Raw genomic sequence first — 23339 nt, 5'->3', positions numbered from 1 at the left:
TATCAACTATGCAACTTGAACTTAATTTTTGGCAAACAAAATCCCTGCTTGAAATGACCGAATCTGAATGGGAAGCCTTATGCGATGGCTGCGGCAAATGCTGTTATCGCAAATATATTCAAGGGCGAGGAAAACGCCAAAAACTTTATTACACTCGAATTGCTTGTAACCTTTTAGATGTGGAAACTGGAAAGTGCGGTAATTATTCAGAGCGTTTTAAAATTGAAACCGACTGCACCAAACTCACCAAAAAGAATTTACCTGATTTTCATTGGTTGCCTGACACTTGCGCTTATCGTTTGCTTTATGAAGGAAAAACACTCCCTGAATGGCATCCACTTATTTCTGGCCATGCTGACTCCTTGAAAAATGCTGATGTTTTAATCAAAAATGGTGTACATGAATGCGATGTAATTGATTGGTTTGAATTTATTATTGACGAAGATCACACTTTTAAATAAAGCCGGTTGTCATCACTTTCAGCTTAGTTATAATCCCTAACAAGAGTTATACAGTTGTCATGTGGTGTCTATGCAAATCTCGGATTCTCTCAAACAAAAAGCAGAAAAATGCGGTATAGCGCTTTCTCATTATGATATTGATGGACATCTTATTTTCGCAGATGAAAAGACGGTTTCAACTTTTGTTGAGCTTTTGCAGCCTCCACCAAAAGCGCAAGGACAGTTTTACGATGTACTGGCAGCATTTGAAAATGAACCGATTGATTATCGACTCAATCGTCTAGATTTGCCCGCTGCCGATGAATATCGTTATCAGCTAATTAATGAATCTAATGCAATTCTGCTAGAAAAAACACTTTCAAATTTATCCGCACTTTCCTTGCCTCCACTTCCTTTTGGCTATTATCAATTATCTATTTTTTCTGATACTGAACAGTACCGCGTTCGTTTACTTATTTCTCCTAAAACAGCTTTTCAACCACCCGTATTAAAAAATAAAAAAGTGTGGGGCGTGAATGTGCAACTTTACAGTTTACGCTCAGAACAAAACTGGGGAATTGGCGATTTTGGCGATTTGGCCACTTTGATTGAACAAAGTTCAAAATTAGGCGCAGATTATGTAGGAATTAATCCATTACATTTGCCGTATCCTGCTGTGCCAAACTGGGCCAGTCCTTATAGTTCATCCTCTCGCCGTTGGTTGAATTTTTTATATTTATCTATTCTAGAGTTACCAGAATTTAAGCGTTGCCGTTCAGTGCAAAATTGGTTTAAGCGTGAGGATATTCAAGCAAAAATTGCTGCTTTACGTGAAAGTGATTGCGTCGATTATTCTTCAATATTGGCTTTAAAATTAACCGCACTTGAGTCCCTGTTTGATTTCTTTCAACGTAGTCAATCCGTTGAAATTGTGATGCGTCGAAAAATCTTTTCTGATTATTTAAAAAACAAAGGCGAACCTTTGTTGTTACAGGGCTTATTTAATGTCTTGGATTTACAAGAACACGCCGATCATCAAGCAGAAGAAAACACCATCGGTTGGCTTGGCTGGCGTAAGGAATGGCAACATTTAAGTGCGGCAAAAAGAAAAGCTCTATTGAAAAAATACCATGAGCAAATCCAATTTTTTGCTTGGTTGCAATGGCTTACGGAAGAACAACTTTCCGCATTACAAAATCTTTGTAAACAGTCTGGTATGAAGTTGGGTATTTATGGCGATTTAGCGGTGAATAGTTCTCGTGGCAGTGCTGATGTATGGATCGATCCTGATTTATATTGTATAAATGCCTCTATTGGCGCGCCACCCGATCCGTTAGGCCCAGTCGGGCAAAATTGGAATTTGCCACCTTATAATCCAACCGTGCTAAAAGCACGTGGCTTTGCGCCATTTATCGATATGCTACGAGCCAATATGCAATATTTCGGTGTGCTACGCATCGATCATGTTATGGGCTTATTCCGTTTGTGGTGGATTCCAGAAGGAAAAACCGCGGCTGATGGTGCTTATGTGCATTATCCTTTTGATGAATTAATGGCGATTCTTGCCATTGAAAGTGTACGCAATGAATGTTTGATTATCGGTGAAGATCTCGGCACTGTGCCTGATGAAGTGCGGTGGAAATTAAACGAGTTTCAAATTTTCTCTTATTTTGTATTGTATTTCGCCCAACGAAATGGCGAATATCCTCGTATATCTGATTATCCTCGAAATGCTTATGCCACTATTGGTACACATGATGTTCCCTCATTACAAAGTTTTTGGCATTGCCGTGATTTAGAATTATTTAATCAACTTGGTATTCTGAATGGGGAAGTGCTCAAGCAAAAATACGATCAACGTGTCATGGATAAACAAGCCTTATTAAATAGTTTACATCGTGATAATTATTTACCGCCGCATTATGAAGGCGATGCGCTTTCTATGGCGATGCACGATTATTTAAACCGAATGATCCATCATTATTTAGCGGAAAGTAACAGCCGATTGATTGGTGTGCAATTAGAAAATTTACTTAGCCAAGAAATCAGTTTTAATTTGCCGAGCACCTCAAATGAATACCCAAACTGGTGCAAGAAACTTGCTCAACCGTTAGCGTTTATTTTTGGCAATGAGGCTTTAAAAACGTTCTTTGTGCAAATTAACCAAGGGCGAAATGTATAAGGAGTAAATATGACAACCGCAGTAACACAAGCAATTATTGATGGTTTTTTTAATGCGAGCAATGGCGATCCTTTTGCTACGCTTGGTATGCACGAAACTGAGCGAGGAATTGAAATTCGTACGTTGTTGCCAGATGCCAATCGAGTGGTGGTAATTGAGCGTGAAAGTGGTAAAGAAATAACGGAACTAGGTTGTGTCGATGAGCGTGGCTTTTTTGTTGGTGTAATTCCAAATTGTCGTCATTTTTTTGCTTATCAATTACAGGTTTTTTGGGGAAATGAATCGCAAATAGTCGAAGATCCTTATCGTTTTCATCCCATGATTGATGATTTAGAACAATGGCTACTTTCTGAAGGTTCTATGCTTCGCCCGTATGAAGTGCTTGGGGCGCATTTTATGGAATGTGATAGTGTGAGCGGGGTGAATTTCCGCTTGTGGGCACCTAATGCAAGACGAGTTTCTATTGTGGGTGATTTCAACTATTGGGATGGTCGCCGTCATCCTATGCGTTTTCATCTAAAAAGTGGTGTTTGGGAGCTCTTTTTACCAAAAGCCAGTTTAGGACAGCTCTATAAGTTTGAATTAATTGATTGCCATGGCAATCTTCGTTTGAAAGCCGATCCATTTGCCTTTGGTTCGCAACTTCGCCCTGATACTGCATCGCAAGTGAGTGCATTACCAAATGTGGTGGAAATGACGGAACAACGTCGTCAAGCAAATCAAGCCAATCAACCGATTTCCATTTATGAAGTGCATTTAGGATCTTGGCGTCGTAATTTAGAAAATAATTTTTGGCTAGATTACGATCAAATTGCTGATGAACTCATTCCTTATGTAAAAGAGATGGGTTTTACTCACATTGAATTTTTGCCGCTTTCTGAATTTCCGTTTGATGGTTCTTGGGGCTATCAACCACTTGGACTTTATTCTCCAACCAGTCGCTTTGGTTCACCTGAGGCATTCCGCCGTTTAGTAAAACGTGCTCACGAAGCAGGCATCAACGTGATTTTAGATTGGGTGCCAGGTCATTTCCCAAGTGATACGCATGGTTTAGTTGCATTTGATGGCACAGCCTTGTATGAGCATGAAGATCCTCGCGAAGGTTATCATCAAGATTGGAATACCTTGATTTATAACTATGGGCGTAATGAGGTCAAAAATTTCTTATCCAGTAATGCCCTGTATTGGCTTGAACGCTTTGGTGTAGATGGTATTCGCGTGGATGCAGTGGCTTCTATGATTTACCGAGATTACAGCCGTGCGGAAGGTGAGTGGATTCCAAATCAATATGGTGGACGTGAAAACTTAGAAGCTATTGAATTTTTAAAACATACCAACTGGAAAATTCACAGCGAAATGGCGGGTGCTATTTCTATTGCGGAAGAATCTACCTCTTTTGCTGGCGTAACCCACCCAAGCGAAAACGGCGGATTAGGTTTCAATTTCAAATGGAATATGGGCTGGATGAACGATACGCTCGCCTATATGCAGCTTGACCCAATTTACCGCCAATATCATCACAATAAAATGACTTTTGGGATGATGTATCAATACAGCGAAAATTTTGTGCTACCGCTTTCACATGATGAGGTGGTGCATGGCAAATATTCGCTCCTCGATAAAATGCCGGGAGACGCATGGCAAAAATTTGCGAACTTACGCGCTTACTACGGTTACATGTGGGGGCACCCAGGTAAAAAATTGCTCTTTATGGGCAATGAATTTGCTCAAGGTCGTGAGTGGAATTACGAAGAAAGTTTGGACTGGTTCTTGCTGGATGAAAATGTCGGTGGTGGCTGGCATAAAGGCGTATTGAAATTAGTAAAAGACTTGAATCACATTTACCGAGAAAACTCACCGCTCTTTGAACTGGATTATTCACCTGAAGGCTTTGATTGGCTTGTCGTTGATGATGCAGCAAATTCTGTATTTGCTTTTGAGCGTCGCAGCTCAAATGGTGAGCGCATTATTGTCATCAGTAACTTCACCCCTGTGCCTCGCCATAATTATCGTATTGGGGTAAATGTTGCGGGCACTTATGAAGAAATTCTGAATACTGATTCTATGTATTATCAGGGCTCCAACGTAGGCAATTTTGGCTATGTAACAACTGAAGAAATTGAAAGCCATGGACGAGAAAATTCTATTTCGATTTCTATTCCACCATTGGCGACAGTTTATTTGAAATACAATTTGTAAGATATGTTTACGATTTATAACAACGGCAAACCAGTGCCAATGGGCTATTCAATATTCACCGAGAATGGCGTGAAGGTGACTAATTTTGCACTATTCTCTGGTGCAGCGAGTGGTGTTGAACTTTGCCTGTTTGATGGCGATAAGGAAACGCGTTTTCCTATGGTTCGCACAAATAATATATGGCATTTAGCTGTAGAAGGCGTTGAGGTTGGGGCAGAATATGGATTCCGCATTCATGGTGAATATGCCAATCCAAATAAATTAATGCTCGATCCTTATGCGAAAGCGGTGAATGGTAAACATGATTTAATTACCGAAGAAAGTCGTTCTTGGTTCTTAATGAATGATCATCGGGATAATGCTCATATTGCGCCAAGAGCGGTGATTATTTCAGAAGATTTTGATTGGGAAAATGAAACAGCACCCAATACGCCTTGGGCGAAAACCATTGTGTATGAATTGCACGTTAAAGGTTTTAGCCAACTTAACGACAAGATTCCCGCTGAATTACGGGGCACCTATGCGGGCTTAAGTCATCCTACTAATTTAGCTTATTTAAAAGAACTAGGTGTGACAGCAGTGGAATTGCTGCCTGTAAATTTCCATATAAATGAACCGCACTTACAGGTACGAGGCTTACAAAATTATTGGGGATACAATCCCTTAGCCATGTTTGCGGTGGAACCTAAATATGCGGCAACAAATAATCCATTAGCTGAATTTAAAGCGATGGTGAAGTCATTTCACAATGCGGGTATTGAAGTTATTTTAGATGTGGTGTTTAACCATTCAGCAGAATCAGAGCAAACTTACCCAACATTCTGCCAGCGTGGTATTGATGATCAAACTTACTATTGGCGCAACGATCAAGGGCGTTATATCAATTGGACAGGCTGCGGCAATATGCTCAATTTATCCTCTGATATTGGGAGAAAATGGGTTGTAGATTGTTTACGTTATTGGGCTGAACAGTGTCATGTTGATGGTTTTCGATTTGATTTAGCCTCCGTGCTCGGGCGTGATACACCAGATTTTAATGCACAGGCTCAGCTTTTTACTGACATAAAAAATAAGCCAAGTTTACAAAATATTAAATTGATTGCAGAGCCTTGGGATATAGGACATTACGGCTATCAAGTCGGAAATTTCCCAAATTACTTTGCGGAATGGAATGATCGTTTTCGTGATGATCTTTGCCGTTTTTGGTTATGGAAAAGTGGCGAAATCGGTGCATTTGCTGAACGCTTTGCAGGTTCTAGCGATTTATTTAAGAAAAATGATCGCTTGCCACACACAACGCTTAATTTTATTACCGCCCATGATGGTTTCGTCATGCAAGATTTAGTGAGTTATAACGAAAAACATAACGAAGCGAATGGCGAAGAAAATCGTGATGGTCGCAATGAAAATTACAGTTATAACCATGGGGTAGAAGGTTCTACTGAATCCCTTTCTGAACCGCAAAAAAGTGCGGTGGAAAATAACCGCACTTTTGCACAAAGTGGATTATTAATGAGTTTATTGCTTGCGAATGGCACGCCTATGCTTTTGGCAGGCGATGAGTTCGGCAACACTCAATATGGTAACAATAATGCCTATTGCCAAGATAACGAGATTACTTGGTTGAAATGGGTAAATTTTAACAAGGAATTATTTGAACTTACCAAGCAAACGATTGCGGCGCGTAAGCAAATTGGTAGTTTAAATCGGAATCAATGGTGGTCAGGTGACAATGTGCAATGGCTTAACATTCACGGTAACCAGATGACAGTTGACGATTGGCAAAATCAACAAACCAAAGCATTACAAGTAGTTTTAGATAAGCATTGTCTTTTATTGATTAATGCCAAAGCCGAATGGCAGGTGTTTCGCTTACCTGATGGAAAATGGACACCTCAAATCGGCACACATAATTTAACCCTCGATGCACAACAAGCAGAGCTTAGCTCAATGGGCTTTTGTATGCTGAGTGACGAATAACTATAAGACTATGGAGATCCTTATGAAAGCTGGCGACCTTAACAAATATGATTTAGTTAAAAATACTTTGGTGCTTATTCTTGCGGGTGGACGTGGTTCACGCTTGCATGAACTTACGGATAAACGTGCAAAACCCGCCCTTTATTTTGGTGGTAATCGCCGTATTATTGACTTTGCACTTTCTAACTGTATTAACTCTGGTTTAAACCGAATTGGGGTAGTGACTCAATATGCAGCTCACTCTTTACTTCGTCATTTGCAAACTGGTTGGTCTTTCTTACCACAAGAAAAAGGGGAGTTTGTTGATATGCTTCCTGCTCGTCAACAAATTGATGATTCAACTTGGTATCGTGGTACGGCGGATGCGGTTTATCAAAATATGGCGATTATTCGTGATCACTATCGCCCTAAATATGTTTTGATCTTGGCGGGTGACCATATTTACAAACAAGACTATAGCGTCATGTTGATGGACCATGTGAACAGCGGTGCAAAATGTACGGTGGGTTGTATTGAAGTACCACGCTCTGAAGCACATGAATTTGGTGTCATGGCGGTAAACGAAAATTTAAAAGTCAAAGCCTTTGTTGAAAAACCAAAAGATCCGCCAGCAATGGTAGGTAAACCTGATGTTTCACTCGCATCAATGGGGATTTATGTGTTTGATGCAGATTATCTTTACAAAATGTTGGAGAGAGAGGTCAATACACCACAAACTAGCCACGATTTCGGTAAAGATGTATTACCAAAATGTTTAGCGGAAGAAACCCTTTATGCGCATCCTTTCAGCCGTTCTTGCATGGGACGTAATACTGAAGGTGAAATTTATTGGCGTGATGTGGGTACATTAGATAGCTTTTGGCAATCTAATATTGATTTAGTATCTGAAAATCCACAGCTTGATATTTATGATCAAAGTTGGCCAATTCGCGGTAATCCAATTCAAGCTTATCCGTCAAAATTCTTCTACAAAAATTCAAATGTTCATCCAGTCGATAATTCTTTAATTGGCGGCGGTTGTGTCATTACTGATGCGTCTATCAGTAATTCTGTGCTATTCGATCGCGTTAAAATTGATGCTTTCTCAAAAGTGGATCATTGCGTGGTATTGCCACAAGTTAAAATCGGTAAGAATTGTATATTGAAAAACTGTATTCTCGACCGTGAATGTATTATTCCGGATGGCATGGAAATTGGTGTGAATATAGAAGAAGATAAAAAACGATTCCGTATCAGTTCAACTGGTAAAGTTATTCTAGTTACCCCGAAAATGCTGAAAAAATTAGAAGGGGAAGAAGTCGTCTCTGAAGAGCATTTAGATTAATGATGAAAAGTGCGGTAAATTTTGACCGCACTTTATACCCCCCTCTTTTCTAAAGAAGGGAGTTGATCGAGCGTTATTTATGTTTTATAGGGAAAATAAAAATTAAATGAAAGTTTTACACGTTTGCTCAGAATTTTATCCGCTCCTCAAAACAGGCGGTTTAGCCGATGTTTTAGGGGCTTTACCGCAAGCCCAAAATCAAATAGGGCTTGATGCACGTATTTTATTACCTGCTTATCCAGCTATTTCTGCAGGTATTTCTAATACACAAGTTGTGGCTGAATTTGATAATTTTGCGGGACATGTGGTGTTGCGCTACAGCGAATATAATGGCGTAGGCGTTTATTTAATCGATGCGCCACATTTATATGCGCGTGAGGGGAATCCATATCACGATTGTTACTATAATGATTATGGTGATAACTATAAACGCTTTGCCTTACTTGGTTGGGTTGGTGCTGAATTATCTACTGGTTTAGATAGCTGGTGGCGTGCGGATGTGGTTCACGCTCATGATTGGCATGCAGGTTTATGTGCCGCTTACTTATTTAATAAAGGCCGCCCAGCAAAATCCGTATTTACAATCCATAATTTAGCGTATCAAGGACAATTCCATTATCAGCATTTATTTGAAATTGGATTGCCAGCAGGCATGTTTAATGTTGATGGTTTAGAGTTATTTGGACAGATTTCCTATTTAAAAGCTGGCTTATTTTACTCCGATGCGAGCACAGCAGTAAGCCCAACATATGCCAAAGAGATTACAACACCTGAATTTGCCTATGGCTTAGAAGGCTTACTTTCTGGTTTAAAATCTCAAGGGCGTTTAGTGGGGATTCTTAATGGTGTTGATGAAAATATTTGGCATCCAAATGCCGATCAATATATTCAGCATCGTTACAAATTGAAACATATGGCAGGTAAAAAACAGAATAAAGCTGAACTGCAGGCTTATTTTAATTTACCGCAAGATGAAAATGCATTGGCATTTGTGATGGTAACCCGCTTAACCGAGCAAAAAGGCGTGGATTTATTGATTGAAAGTGCGGATGAAATTGTAAAACAAGGCGGTCAGTTGATGATTTTAGGTTCTGGCGCACCGCACTTTGAACAAGGTATTCGTGAGCTTGCTGAACGTTATCCACAAAATGTTGCAGTCAAAATTGGTTACGATGAAACACTGTCACATTTATTAGTGGCAGGTGGTGATGTGATTTTAGTGCCAAGTCGTTTTGAGCCTTGTGGCTTAACACAACTTTATGGTTTGCAATATGGCACACTTCCTCTTGTTCGTAAAACGGGTGGTTTAGCCGATACGGTGGTGGATAGCACTCCTGAAAATATTAAAGATCGCACGGCAACTGGTTTTGTGTTTGAGCAAGCTACCGCTGAAGATTTACGCAGAAGTATCCAACAAGCGTTTGATATTTGGCAAAAACCGAGAGTCTGGTCAGCATTGCGAGCGAATGCGATGGCACAAGATTTCAGCTGGCGTAAAGCAGCAGAACAATATCGTGCGCTTTATGAACGTTTGTAGTTTTATTTATAAACGTTAAGGGCAACAGTCTGTTTGTAGATTATTGTTGCAAGCTCTGTGATTATGCTTGTTTTTCGACAAAATAAGCATAAAATTCGAACGAATTTATTAGAGGTATAAAGGTTCTCGGATACAAAGAGCGGTCTATTTCGATTGATTTTTTGAAATGTGCGTGAATTTTTAAATCAACATCTCTTTTATTATAGATAATTTTTTAACATTCAAACCGAGGTTTTACTTATGATAATGGATAATTTTGATTCTCCATTCCTATACAATCGCCCACAAATGACTGTTGAGGCAATCAAAAAATCAATTGTTTATAAGCTTATTTTTTTAATTGGTCGCTCTCCGCGTGAAGCGAGCCAACGCGATTGGCTTAACGCAACGCTCCACGCTGTGCGTGACTTAGTAACAGAAGGGTGGATTACCACAGCTCGCCAAACTCGAGCAGAAGATGCTCGCCGTGTTTACTACCTTTCAATGGAGTTCTTAATTGGACGTACTCTTTCTAATGCCATGATCGCAGAAGGTATTTATGGATTAGCACAAGAAGCCTTATCTGAATTAAATGTGGATTTAGAAGAAGTTTTAGAAAAAGAAGTTGATCCTGGCTTGGGTAATGGTGGTTTAGGTCGTTTAGCCGCTTGTTTTATGGATTCTATTGCGACCCTTGGTTTACCTGGTATGGGCTACGGTATTCGTTATGAATATGGTATGTTCCGCCAAAAAATCGAAAATGGTCAGCAAGTTGAGTGCCCAGATGCATGGCTTGAAAAAGGTGCACCTTGGGAGTTCATTCGTCCATCTAAACGCTTTACCGTAGAATTTGGTGGAAACATTCATTTCGAAGGCAAAAAATGTATTTGGCAAGATACCGAAAAAGTAACCGCACTTGCTTACGACCAAATGATTCCAGGTTATCAAAATAATTCTGCTGCGACATTACGTTTATGGTCTGCTCATGCAGGTGAAGTATTTAATCTTGCAGATTTTAACCGCGGTGAACACCTAGCCGCATTAGAAGAACACTCTGCAAATAAAAACTTATCACGCGTACTTTATCCTGATGATTCTACTTGGAATGGCCGTGAATTGCGTTTACGTCAAGAGTATTTCTTAGTATCTGCATCACTTCAAGATATTTTACGCCGTCACAAACGCACCCACGATAGCCTTGAAAACTTGGCGGATAAGGTGGCAATTCATTTAAATGACACACACCCAGCTTTAGCCATTCCTGAGTTAATGCGTATTTTAGTGGATGATGAAGGTTTTGAATGGAAAAAAGCTTGGGAGATGACGCGTAACATTTTCTCTTACACCTGCCATACTTTAATGTCAGAAGCATTAGAAACTTGGCCAGTAGAAATGATGGCAAAAATCTTGCCACGTCATTTGCAGATGATTTTTGAAATCAATGATCATTTCTTAGAGTATGTTCGTTCTTACGTCACCACGGATAACGATTTTATTCGTCGAGTTTCATTGATTGAAGAAGGTTATCAACGTAAAGTGCGTATGGGATGGCTATCTGTTGTGGGTTCACACAAAATTAACGGGGTTGCTGAAATCCATTCTGATTTAATGGTGACTTCAACCTTTGCAGACTTTGCTCGTATTTTCCCAGAACGCTTTACCAATGTGACAAACGGTATTACCCCTCGTCGTTGGTTAGCCGTTGCGAATCCACAATTGGCAGACTTATTCGATAAATACATTGGTTCAGAATGGCGTTGTGATTTAAGTCAAATCGAAAAACTTAAACCATTTACGCAAGAAAAAGCATTTAAAGAAGCGATTGCGGATATTAAATTTGCGAACAAAGTGAAATTGGCGGAATACGTGAAATCTGAATTAGGTGTTGAACTTGATCCACATGCGTTATTTGATGTTCAAGTAAAACGTATTCACGAATATAAACGTCAAATGTTGAACGTATTGCATATTATTGATCGCTACAATGAAATGCTTGCTCATCCTGAACAAGATTGGCAACCGCGCGTATTTATTTTAGCGGGTAAAGCGGCTTCAGCTTATTATGCGGCGAAACAAACCATTCACTTAATCAATGATGTGGCGAATGTAATCAACAACGATGAACGTTTGAAAGGTCGCTTGAAAGTAGTGTTTATTCCAAATTACAGTGTGAGCCTTGCACAGCTTATCATCCCAGCAGCGGATATTTCAGAGCAAATTTCACTTGCAGGCACAGAGGCTTCTGGCACCAGTAATATGAAGTTTGCCTTAAATGGCGCATTGACACTCGGTACACTTGACGGTGCGAACGTAGAGATTTTGGAAAACGTGGGTGAAGATAACATCTTTATTTTCGGCAACACGGTGGAACAAGTTGAGCAACTTCGTCGAGAAGGGTATCGATCATTTGAATACTATCAAAACGATGCTCAATTACGCACAGTCGTGGATCAAATTATTGAGGGTAAATTCTCACCAGAAGATCCTCAACGTTATCATCAATTATTACAAGGCTTGCAATACCACGATTATTATCAAGCTTTCGCTGATTTCCGTAGTTATGTAGAAACGCAAAAAGCCGTAGATGAAAAATACAAACAACGCGACAAATGGATTGAAAGCACCATTCAAAATATCGTGAATATGGGCTTCTTCTCATCTGACCGCACTATTAAAGAGTATGCAGAGAGAATTTGGAAAGTTGAGCCTGTTCAATTAAGTGATTAATTTTCTATTCATAGCCAATAAATAAATTATCTGCATCAAGCACGAGTTTGATGCAGATTTTTTTATATTTAAACTAATGAAAAATAACAGAAATTACCGATGTAAACTTTATGGTCTTTTTAAATAGATTTTGATATCTTATCAACCATAATTTATTAATAACTTTATCTTTAGGGTAACAATGAAAAAATCCTCACACTTTTTTCTTTCTAGTTTATTATTTATTTCACCTTTTGGTTTTTCAGCGCCAAGCTCACCAAATGCAAATGTAGAAAAACAAATCGATGCTAAACAACAGAGGCAACAAGCGGAACAGGATGCGGCTATTTTAGCCCAGCAAACACAATCCGCAAATGTGCGTTTAGAGGGGGAAAAAGAAGCCTCTCGCAGCTTTCCGCAGAATGAAGCACAATGTTTTCCTATCAATCAATTGGTGCTGACCGATTATCAAGTTGAAGAAGAAAATCCATCAGCCTCTTCCCTTAAATTAATCCAACCAAGCCAATTTTCTTGGGCATTAAAGTCTGCTTATGCTGAGCGTGATTTTGCGCTACCTGCTTGTATTAGCTCTGAGGGTATTAACTTATTACTTCGCCGTATTCAAAATCGTTTAATTGATTTGGGTTATGTCACTACCCGCGTGGTGGTAGAGCCGCAGGATTTAAGTTCAGGCATGCTTGTACTCACCGTGATTCCAGGTAAAGTAGGCCGTATTCAATTACAAGACCAAAGTGCAATTCCATTTGCTACTCGTGGTACCTTATGGTTTGCCATGCCAATGGCGCAGGGGGATATATTAAATATTCGTAATATTGAACAAGGTTTAGAAAACTTAAAACGTGTACCGAGTTCTGATGCGAATATGGAGCTAGTACCAACGGATGCAGTAGGTGAAACCGATGTGGTGATTGCTTATAAGCAAAGCTTACCTTTTCATTTGACTTTGGGGTTAGATGATTCAGGCAGTAAGTCCACAGGTCGTTTACAAGGTTCAGCCACGTTTTCTTGGGATAACGTGCTAACACTTAATGATATGTTCTATATCAACGGTACTCGCAGCTTTAAACGTGATAGCGATGATGCGGAAGGCGATTATGGCAGTAAAAACCTCAGTCTCTATTATTCTATTCCTTGGAAGAACTACCTCTTAACCCTTTCCGGTTCAAAATATTCTTATCACCAAACGGTAGCGGGCGCCTTTGAGTCTTATACCTATTCGGGTGAAAGCAAACAAATGAAAGCGAATTTAAGTCGCTTATTGTCTCGTGGAAGTCTTCACAAAACCTATGTTAATGCCGCGTTATGGACGAAAAAATCCCATAACTACATCAACGACACCGAAATTGAAGTGCAACGTCGTCGAACAGCAGGTTGGGAAGTAGGCTTAAATCACACCCAATACATTGGTGAAACCGTATTACAACTGTTTGCGAACTATAAACGTGGTACGGGTGGGAATAAATCCTTACCTGCTCCGGAAGAAGAGTTTGGTGAAGGCACTTCCCGCATGCAGATTTTTACTGCAGGCCTTGATTTTACCTATCCTTTCACTATCGGCAATCAACCTTTCCGCTTTAATACCAGCTGGAATGGACAATGGAATGGCACACCTTTAACACAACAAGATAAATTTAGTATTGGTGGTCGTTATACCGTGCGCGGATTTGATGGCGAGCTATCACTTTCCGGTGAAAAAGGTTGGTTGTGGCGAAATGAATTAGCTTGGAATATTGCGAATAAGGGACATGAGCTTTATTTAGGGATTGACCGAGGTAAAGTGCACTCTAGCCAAGAAGAGTTTCAAATTGGTAATAGCTTAATGGGTGGCGCAATTGGACTTCGAGGCAAACTATGGGGCATTAACTATGATTATTTCGTAGGTGTTCCAATTAAAAAACCGGAAGGATTTAGAACCAGTCATGTGACAACCGGATTTAATGTGAGCTACCGTTTTTAATGCTCACGCTTTTAGATGAATAAATTGATTAAAACCAAACAGAATTTAAAATTTAAAGGAAATTAAAAAATGAATAAACGTCATTATAAAGTGATTTTTAGCCGTGTATTAAATCAGCTTGTGGTGGTCTCTGAGCTGGCAAAATCTCAAGGTAAAGCGCAAAGTGAAAATGTGAGCTCAGAACAAGAAAAAACAGGATTATTTTCAACCGCACTTTCCCTTAATCCAATCCATTTTAGCTTAATGTTAGCATTAGGCTTTGTCTTTTTGCCTTCTGTTCATGCAGAAGATATGGCCATTCGTGCAGATAAATCTGCACCAGGTAATCAACAACCCACGGTGCTTCAAACAGCGAATGGTTTACCGCAAGTGAATATTCAAACACCAAGTGCAGGTGGGGTATCACGTAACCAGTATTCACAATTTGATGTGGCAGAAAAAGGCGCTGTGCTAAACAATGCCCGTAAAGCGACCCAAACGCAAATGGCGGGCTGGGTGCAAGGTAACCCGAATCTTGCTCGCGGTGAAGCAAAAGTTATTCTTAACGAAGTAAATTCCGCTAATCCAAGCCGTTTAAAAGGTTATGTAGAAGTGGCGGGTAAAAAAGCGGATGTGGTGATTGCCAACCCAAGTGGTATTCAGTGTGATGGCTGTGGTGTGATTAATGCGGGGAGAACAACCCTGACAACAGGTAAAGCAGAAGTAGAAAATAGTGAGTTAAAAGGCTATCGCGTAAAAGGCGGTAAGGTGACTGTTGGCCAAAAAGGGATGGATAACAGCCAATCTGATTACACCGATATTATCGCTGAGAAAGCGGAAATCAAAGGTGGGGTTTGGTCGAAGAAAGGCATTAAAGTTACCACAGGTAAAAACAACGTTGATCACACTAATGATTCGGTTGTGTACATAGGTGATAAAAACACCGACAACACTGACCGCACTCCTAATACGCAAAGTGAAAACCAAAGCTACAGTGTGGATGTGAGCCAATTGGGTGGGATGTATGCTGAGAAAATCCATTTAGTGGATAACGGTCAAGGTCTCGGTGTACGTAATGCGGGGCATATTGGTGCTGCTGCAGGTGATGTGAAGATTGATAGCCAAGGAAAAGTTATCAATACTGGCACTATCAGCTCAACGCAACAAGCCGATATTAACGCCAAAAAATCCATTGAAAATACAGGTAAAATTGAAACTAAGCAAGGTAATGTTTCATTACGCTCTCAAGCTAATGTGGCACAACATGGTTCGATTGTTTCGCGTCAGGGTGGGATCTCAGTTCAAGCTAAGGATAATCTCACTCAAACAGGTGAAACTGTAGTGAAGGGTAATGTTGCTTACCAAGCGAAGAATATTGAGGCTAGTAAAGGTGCATTAATTGCCGCAGGTGTAACTGCTCAAGAAACTACACAAGGTGAGACTCGTTCATTAGATAGTCAAAGTGCCCAAGGTGCTAGTATTACACTCTCAGCTGAAAATTTTGTTTCATCTAAAGCTCAGCATCTAGCGAGTGGTCAAATTAATGCTAAAGCAGGTACCCTTGATTTATCTGAAAGTCAATCAACAGCTGATAGTATTGCTTTCCAATCTACTTACTCACCTTTAAATTTGAAGCAAGCAACATTATACAGTGAGGAGAATACCACATTAATCAGTCCAGACGCTATTCTAGCGGAGAATACTAACCTAAATGCAGGGCATTTTTCGATAGATACCGCACAACTTAATAATAAGAAGAGTAGCTGGGTTCAGCGTGGTAAAGAGGCCTTTTCATTGAATTTGAAAAAAGGGTTAGATAATACTGAAGGGAAGATTGCTGCTGAAGGTTTGATCTCTATTCAAAGTCCGTTAATCCAAAATAATCAAGGTGTGATTTGGTCAAATCAAGGTGTGAAACTTAACACAAATGCAGGACATATAGAGTCTCAATCTGGTTATTTATTTGGAAAAAATAGTCTTGATATTAGTACCTCAACATTAAATAACCAGAAAGGTGAAATGTTAGGTGGTCAAGTTTTATTGACTGCGCAGCAAGTTAATAATGAAGATGGAAAACTGATTGCCGGAAATCGCGCAGATTTATCAGTTAATCAATTTAATAATCAACATGGTATTGTTTATAGCCAAGGTGAACTATCATTAAAAACAGAAAATTTACACAACCAAGATGGCATTATTTCATCGGTTTCTCGTGCGATATTGCTTGCAAATGATTTAAATAACCTTAAAGGAGTGATTCAGGGAGAGTCTGATTTAACGATTCAAACCCAAAATTTAAATAATACACAAGGTGATATTTCAGCGAAAACAGCAGCGATTTCTTCAGCTGCAATAAATAATGCACAAGGTGTCATTTCATCTCAGGATTTAACATTATCTGGTACAAATTTAAATAACAAAGGTGGCATTGTTCAAAGTGTGAATTCAACATTAAATTTGACCGCACTTGATAACCAAGCTGAAGGTGATAAAGGCTCTTTGGTTAGTGCAACAAATCGTTTAGTGTTAAATGTTACAAATGTAAATAATAAAAATACAAAAGCTAAGCAAGATACTCCTACTCAAGGTATTCAAACAGCTAATTTAGTAATGGATGCAGAGCATATTGAAAACCAATCTGGTGGTATTTATGCAGGAAAATCAGCAAATATTACAGTTAATCAATCTCTTGATAATCAAAAAGGTGAGATTTTATCAACTGGTCGAGTTGATATTGTAAATCCAGATTTGACCTTAGTTGTAAATAATGCACTAGGGACAATTGAATCAGTGATTGGAACGACATTGCAAGCTAAAACATTAGTTGATGAGGGGTCAATTAGTACAAAAGGAGATTTGGGTATTGAGTTAAATGATAGCTTTACCCTAAATAAAGCCTTTGGTGTAGGTAATAATCTTACTTTTAAAACAAAAGGTGATTTTGTTAATAACTCCAACCTTGTGGTAGGTAATTCAGCATCAGTTGAAGGATCTACTATTCAAAATAGTGCTAATGCAGAAATTTCTTCAATAAATACACGTATTCAAACTAATAAGCTAAATAACTTTGGCTTAATTGATGGCGATACCACAGTGATTAAAGCCAATGATGTAAATAACATTGGTACGGCACGTATTTATGGAGGACACCTTGCAATTCAAGCAAACAATTTAAATAACCTTGAGAATGCTGACGGAACAGCGGCGACAATTGCTGCTCGTGAGAGACTTGATTTAGGTGTCGGTAATTTAGTAAACCGTAACCATTCACTTATTATGAGTTTAGGTAATATCTATATTGGTGGACAGTTAAATGAAAATAATCAAGCAACTGGTTACGCAAATAGTATTGATAACGGTAGTGCAACCATTGAAGCTTTAGGAAGTGGTTGGATTAAAACCCATCGTCTGCTAAACCACGATTTACATTTAAGGTTAGGACATAAATATACTAAAAATCATTTTGTTACGTATTCCCCGTTTGATAGCAGTGCGACTTATTATAGTAATGAAGGAGAAAAAGGTGAGGGCTATTTAGATCATGTTAATAATAGTCGTCATAATAGCAATCAATATTTTCGTTTCAATGATGGACGTAAAGCTGTGGCAGCTCAAAATTGGCTGAAACAAGATTACATTCGAACCACAGATACAAATACCATTGAACACCAAGATCCAGGTAAATTGCTTATTGGGCAGTCTTTACATTTGGAAGGGGGGGAGTATACGAATAAACACTCCCGAATTGTGATTGGTGACACCTTATATTTAGCGGATAAAGCGATTAAGGAATCCGTCAGTACAGTAAGCCAAGGATCACTAAAACTTGATAATATTGATGTTGATGGTGAAATTCATCGTCGAGATATCGGTTTGAAAACAGATATTAAAAAAGAACATCGTTATCATGGTGTGAGAGGTAAAAAAGTTTGGGCTGTGTATGGACGAAATAAACAAAAAATCGACCGCCTATTACCTGTCGAACCGTTTAAATTTGGGCTGGAACTTTTAAAAATAGGTGAGCCGGTGGAGTCTACTGGCACAACTGTTGGGGATAAATCAGATTTCCAAGGCATTTCATTAGCGGAGAAAACACCTTTAAATACAGATTTAAATGTTCACCGCGTTAACCTGGAAGCAATCACGTCTGGAGTGATGAAAAATAAAGATAACCTTGATATCAAAACGCATTTACCAGATATTTCATTGCCACAGGCAAGCCTTTACAAAATTAACCCAGTGCTATCTAGTCAATACCTAGTGGAAACTGATCCACGTTTTATTCAGAAATCTAAATGGCTAAGTTCTGATTATATGTTTAAACAGATTCATAGCGATCCGAAAAATATTCTGAAGCGTTTGGGTGACGGTTTTTATGAACAGCGTTTAGTAAATGAGCAAATCAATCAACTCACGGGCAGACGTTTCCTTCAAGGTTACTTATCTGATTATGAACAGTATAAAGCCTTGATGGATAATGGTGCGCAATATGCGAAGAAACTTAATTTGATCCCTGGCGTGGCATTAACGGCTGAGCAGATGAAACAACTCACCTCAGATATGGTATGGATGGTAAAACGTGAAGTAACGTTAAAAGATGGTTCGAAAAAAGAAGTACTTGCACCACAGGTTTATGTAGTGAGCCGTAATGCAGATATTGATAGTCGAGGCGCAGTGATTTCAGCCAACGATGTAATTGTCAATATTCAAGGCGACATTCAAAACAGTGGAGTTATTTCGGGGCGTAATTTGACCCATTTGGCGGCAAATAATATAGAAAACCTAGGCGGAAAATTGCAAGGGCGTGAGCTTTACTTAAAAGCGAAAGAAACTCTTAATAATCTCGGTGGAGAACTCAATGCAGAAGAGCGTTTAGTGGCTCAAGCTAAAAACATTAATATAGAAAGCCGCACGAGTGAAACCGAGGATACTGGCAATTTTTACCGCAAATCCCTTGTTCAGCAAGCCTCAATTAATGTGGGTAGAAAAGATGCAGCTGATAAGGGGCAAAAAGGCACTGCTCTTTTAATGGCAACGGAAAATATCACAGTAAAAGGCGCTAACTTTAATATTAAAGGTGATGCGGCATTGCAAGCGGGTGATAAATTAAATCTTGACACGATTGAAACCCAAAACAAAGAACATTATGTCTCTAACGCTGATAATTATTACAAGCTTGATCAAAAACAAGAAGTTGGCAGTCAGTTAAATGTCACTGGAAATCTTGATGCTGTGGGTAAAAGTGCGGTTGAAATGCGAGGCGTTTCTGTAACCAGTAATGGCACTATGAATGTGATGTCTGAGGGGAATATTAATATCCAAGAAGCCCGTTATAAAGAGCAGCTTTCTAGTGGTTCAAAAAGTAAATCTAGAGGTTTAACAAGCTCAACGACAGAAGTTTATCGACATAAACACGATTATGACGTTGCGGAAGCCTCAAATTTAGATGCAGATAAGATTTATCTTCATTCAAGCAAAGGTAATGTCACTATTCAGGGCTCAAATGTAGCAGCTGGTAATGGTTTGACGGTGAAGGCTAAAAACATTGATATTCGCGAAGCTGAGAACCGAGTCTACTCTGATGATTATTACAGCAAGAAAAAATCAGGCATATTGGGAGGTGGTATTGGAGTAACCTTTGGTTCTCAAAAACAAACCACAGAAAGTGATCAGACTAAGCTTTATGCGAAAGGTAGCCAAGTAGGTAGCTTGAACGGTAATACTACGATGATTGCGGAAAACACTTATACTCAAACTGCGAGTAAGGTGAGTGCAATCAAAGACGGCGATGTGAATATTCTGGCGAAAAAAGTCGATATTAAAGCTGCAGATGACAAATATGAAACCAATACCAAACAAAAATTTGAGCAAAAAGGTTTAACTATTGCTATTAGCTCTCCTGTTATTTCTGCTATTCAAGCAGTACAAGGGGCTATCGAATCCACTAAACAAGTTGGCGATAGTAAACATGACCGAGTGAATACTATGTCGGCAGCTAATGCTGGCTTTGAGGCTTATCGTGCCTACCAATCTGGAAAAAAAGCTGTAACCGATGTCAAAGATTTTATGAATGGTGAAGGGGATGTCGACTCCTTGATCGGTGTACAAATCACTTATGGTCAACAGAAGAGCGAATCTCACTCTCATACTGAAGGAAAAACAGCCTATAAATCCCAAGTTAATGCTGGCGGCAAAGTAAATATTATGGCGACAGGTGCAGGAAAGGATTCCAATATTAATATTGAAGGCTCAGATATCTCAGGCAAACAAGGCACAACATTGATTGCAGATAACCAAGTCAATATCAAAGCCACAGAACAAAACCACCAAGAACGTAGTACCAATAAATCAAGTGGTTTTAATGCAGGGGTAGCCATTAAAGTGAGTAATGGTGAGGCTGCCGGGGTTACTGTAGGGGGTAATTACGGGAAAGGCTACGGCAATGGTGATGAAACTACTTATGTTGCTAGCCATGTAGGTGATAGCCAAAGTAAAACTGTGGTTAAAGCAGGCGGAGATGTAACCCTTGCGGGCAGTCAAGTTAAAGGTAAAGGTGTCGAATTAGATGCAGAAAATCTGAAAATTGAAAGCTTGCAAGATAAATCTAGCTATCGCGGTAAGCAAATGAATGCAAGTGCTAGTGTGACAGTAGGCTACGGTTTTGCTGCGGGTGGTAGTTTCAATAAGTCGAAAGTTAATACAGACTATGCGAGTGTAAATGAACAGGCAGGAATTTTTGCAGGTAATGATGGCTATGATATCAATGTAAAAAATAAAGTTTCTTCTATTGGTGGCGCTATCATTTCAAGTGCACCAAAAGAGAAAAATCAAATGACAGCACAAGATTTCGAATATTCGAATATTCAAAATTATTCTAATGCGAAATCATCTGCGATGGGATTGATGGGAGGTTTCTCTGTAGATCGTGATCAAACTTCTGATGAGGATAAAGCTTTAAATAAAACTTATCGTGGTGAGGATAGAAAGGGCGAAACCTTTGAACAGGCGAATCCAAATAAAGCAAATCAATTGCCAGTAAAATTTGGTTTAGGCACAAATGATGTTCATAGTACAGATTTATACGCTGCAGCAAAAATTGGTCTAGCTAATTTAGCGAGCAATAGCAGTCAAAGTGAAAATAATCAGAGTATAACTAATGCTGTGATTAGTGATGGTAACTTTAATATTGCGAGTATACAGGGCAAACAGAATATTGAGACTATCAAGAAATCAACAGAGCAAGACGCAAATAAACTTGAAAAAGCAGATCATGCGAAAATGCAAAAAGAAGTTGAACAGGATGTTGCAACAATTCAGAGTTTTACGAAGAATGTTGGTGGTGCTACGGATGAAGCTTATCGAACAATGTTTATCGCAGAGCATCGGATGTTTACCCATAAAGTGGATGAAAAAGGAAAACCTATAGAGGATCTAGAAATTCTGAAGAAAATAGATGAAGAAGCTGATGCTCAAGGTATCAGTAGAGATGTATATTTACAAAATCAGATAGAAAAAGGGCGTAATATTTATGTATTGCATGAATTATCAGATCAAGAGCGTAATCAATTACAAAAAGTTACTTATACTGATCCAAAAACCGGGAAAACAGAGAGTAAATATGTCGTTGCATTTAATGGCATCTTTAATGATCATAATGCAGCAGCAAAATTTGCGGTACAAAACTATATTGCGGGCAGTAATGAAAAAACAGGTGATATTAATAAAAGAATATATAAAGATGTTTATTTTGTTCACCATCCTAAAGCGAAGAATGGTTTGTCAGAGCTCTTAGTGGCAGGTTATGAGAAAATGTTTGAAACTTCTTTTGGAAATCTATTAGGTATGGATAATTCAAGTTTACAAGCGATGAATATCATGAAGCAGTATGGTAAAGATGATTTATACCTAGGTTCCCATAGTCGTGGCACATTAACATTAAGTAATGCATTAAAAGCGCTAAATACAGAAGATAACCGAGCTAAAAAGCTACTTTCAGGTACTACAATTAAAATGGTTGGTCCTGCAGCAGATGTAACAAGAGCGGATGGTTATTTAAGTCAATTGCAAACGGGTAAAGAAAGAACAACTTCTGATGGTTCAATTCGGATTGAGAATCATGCTAGTGACCCAGTAGGTAGTATGCCGATTTTATTGGGAGGAAATTCTGCAACAACATCTGAAAATAATCTCAATAAAGGTTGGGTTGAACGTATTAGTGATATATTTGGTGACAATTCATCAGTACATAATTGCTATGGACTAGGGCAAAAACAATGCGTTACTGATGGATATCGAACGAAGGTAGATCTAAAAATGGGAAATGAGCAAACCATTTTTAATTTAAATAAATCAAAAGGAGAATGATATGAAGATTCTATTTTTTATATTTGGTTTGCTAACAATCAATGCTTGTTCTTTTGGAGGATTTCAACCACCACCACCACATGATCATTGGCGTTTGCATAATTCTAGGGCTTTATTTCCTAACTCAGATCCTCAAGGACGTATTAATTTTCTTGAAAGAAGAAAAAAAGACATGTCGGATTGTGGTATGGATTTTGTGACAGGTGAAAGTGTTAATCCAGAAGAGAATCTTTGTTTAGAGAAAAAAGGTTGGTATCTTGAAGGTGGTCCAGTTTGTGAAGAAAGGCTAATGTGGGATAGTCCAATATGTATCCAATGGCGAAAAAAACATAGCAAACCTGATGCTAAGCCTTGGGGATAAATAATGCAGAAGTATTTTAAGCAGAGTACAATTTAACTCGATACAAAGTGCAGTCAATTTTAAAGAGTTTTAAAATCTCTCAAAAACTGACCGCACTTTGTATTTTCAACGATACTTATGGTAAGCAAACCTTATAATTTCACATCCAACTTCGCGTAAGCTCGTTCTACTTTTTCCAATGCTTTTTCTACGGAAATATCACGGGCAAGTAATACACTTAAACGGCGATGACCATTGACTTCGCCTTTGCCGAAAATGCGGATATTACTATTAAACCTAAAGCCAGCGTTGGTGTATAGTAAAGATTCCG

10 protein-coding genes and 1 pseudogene are annotated in these 23339 nt (G+C 39.0%); 10 read left to right on the top strand and 1 reads right to left on the bottom strand.

Annotated elements, in window-relative coordinates; translation table 11 throughout:
• Positions 1–8: 8 nt before the first annotated feature.
• The 10 genes from A8M50_RS05070 to A8M50_RS05025 all read left to right on the top strand — a co-directional run bounded on the left by A8M50_RS05070 (position 9) and on the right by A8M50_RS05025 (position 23029).
• Positions 9–461: a YcgN family cysteine cluster protein gene (locus A8M50_RS05070; protein ID WP_005645384.1), complete on the top strand. Its 453-nt coding sequence runs from the start codon at positions 9–11 to the stop codon at positions 459–461.
• Between the two features lie 70 nt (positions 462–531).
• The gene (malQ, locus tag A8M50_RS05065) at positions 532–2622 is read left to right on the top strand and encodes a 4-alpha-glucanotransferase (protein WP_005645308.1); all 2091 of its coding nucleotides are present in this window, start codon (positions 532–534) and stop codon (positions 2620–2622) included.
• 9 nt (positions 2623–2631) lie between these two features.
• Positions 2632–4821, top strand: a complete 2190-nt coding sequence (gene glgB / locus A8M50_RS05060) for a 1,4-alpha-glucan branching protein GlgB (protein WP_005645489.1) — start codon at positions 2632–2634, stop codon at positions 4819–4821.
• A gap of 3 nt (positions 4822–4824) precedes the next feature.
• Positions 4825–6801 carry a glycogen debranching protein GlgX gene (gene glgX, locus A8M50_RS05055; protein ID WP_005645460.1) on the top strand — a complete coding sequence of 659 codons (1977 nt, stop codon included), beginning with the start codon at positions 4825–4827 and terminating at the stop codon, positions 6799–6801.
• Between the two features lie 22 nt (positions 6802–6823).
• Complete coding sequence (gene glgC, locus A8M50_RS05050; protein WP_005645431.1) at positions 6824–8125, top strand: glucose-1-phosphate adenylyltransferase; 1302 nt, start codon at positions 6824–6826, stop codon at positions 8123–8125.
• A 106-nt stretch (positions 8126–8231) separates the two neighbouring features.
• Positions 8232–9662: a glycogen synthase GlgA gene (gene glgA / locus A8M50_RS05045; protein ID WP_005645404.1), complete on the top strand. Its 1431-nt coding sequence runs from the start codon at positions 8232–8234 to the stop codon at positions 9660–9662.
• Between the two features lie 240 nt (positions 9663–9902).
• On the top strand, positions 9903–12368 hold the full coding sequence (locus A8M50_RS05040; protein WP_032826526.1) for a glycogen/starch/alpha-glucan phosphorylase: 2466 nt from the start codon (positions 9903–9905) through the stop codon (positions 12366–12368).
• Between the two features lie 181 nt (positions 12369–12549).
• Positions 12550–14325 (top strand): ShlB/FhaC/HecB family hemolysin secretion/activation protein, encoded by a 1776-nt coding sequence (locus A8M50_RS05035; RefSeq protein ID WP_005645433.1) that lies wholly within the window; start codon positions 12550–12552, stop codon positions 14323–14325.
• Positions 14326–14394: 69 nt separating this feature from the next.
• Positions 14395–22668: a two-partner secretion domain-containing protein gene (locus A8M50_RS05030; protein WP_005645515.1), complete on the top strand. Its 8274-nt coding sequence runs from the start codon at positions 14395–14397 to the stop codon at positions 22666–22668.
• A 1-nt stretch (position 22669) separates the two neighbouring features.
• Positions 22670–23029, top strand: a complete 360-nt coding sequence (locus A8M50_RS05025; RefSeq protein ID WP_070775825.1) for a hypothetical protein — start codon at positions 22670–22672, stop codon at positions 23027–23029.
• Between the two features lie 131 nt (positions 23030–23160).
• On the opposite strand, the pseudogene purT reads toward A8M50_RS05025, so the two are convergent.
• Positions 23161–23301: pseudogene (gene purT / locus A8M50_RS05020) on the bottom strand (phosphoribosylglycinamide formyltransferase 2); the annotation flags it as partial.
• Between the last annotated feature and the right edge of the window lie 38 nt (positions 23302–23339).

It is taken from the genome of Haemophilus haemolyticus, assembly GCF_001679045.1.
Taxonomy (GTDB): Bacteria; Pseudomonadota; Gammaproteobacteria; order Enterobacterales; family Pasteurellaceae; genus Haemophilus; species Haemophilus haemolyticus.
Note: the sequence above shows the minus strand (reverse complement) of the source record. Positions and strands in the feature narration are given on the sequence as shown.

What these genes read in the sequence shown, in the direction of transcription:
- A8M50_RS05070 (WP_005645384.1), top strand. Translation starts at nt 9, where the DNA reads ATGCAACTTGAACTTAATTTTTGGCAAACAAAATCCCTGCTTGAAATG.
- malQ (WP_005645308.1), top strand. Translation starts at nt 532, where the DNA reads ATGCAAATCTCGGATTCTCTCAAACAAAAAGCAGAAAAATGCGGTATA.
- glgB (WP_005645489.1), top strand. Translation starts at nt 2,632, where the DNA reads ATGACAACCGCAGTAACACAAGCAATTATTGATGGTTTTTTTAATGCG.
- glgX (WP_005645460.1), top strand. Translation starts at nt 4,825, where the DNA reads ATGTTTACGATTTATAACAACGGCAAACCAGTGCCAATGGGCTATTCA.
- glgC (WP_005645431.1), top strand. Translation starts at nt 6,824, where the DNA reads ATGAAAGCTGGCGACCTTAACAAATATGATTTAGTTAAAAATACTTTG.
- glgA (WP_005645404.1), top strand. Translation starts at nt 8,232, where the DNA reads ATGAAAGTTTTACACGTTTGCTCAGAATTTTATCCGCTCCTCAAAACA.
- A8M50_RS05040 (WP_032826526.1), top strand. Translation starts at nt 9,903, where the DNA reads ATGATAATGGATAATTTTGATTCTCCATTCCTATACAATCGCCCACAA.
- A8M50_RS05035 (WP_005645433.1), top strand. Translation starts at nt 12,550, where the DNA reads ATGAAAAAATCCTCACACTTTTTTCTTTCTAGTTTATTATTTATTTCA.
- A8M50_RS05030 (WP_005645515.1), top strand. Translation starts at nt 14,395, where the DNA reads ATGAATAAACGTCATTATAAAGTGATTTTTAGCCGTGTATTAAATCAG.
- A8M50_RS05025 (WP_070775825.1), top strand. Translation starts at nt 22,670, where the DNA reads ATGAAGATTCTATTTTTTATATTTGGTTTGCTAACAATCAATGCTTGT.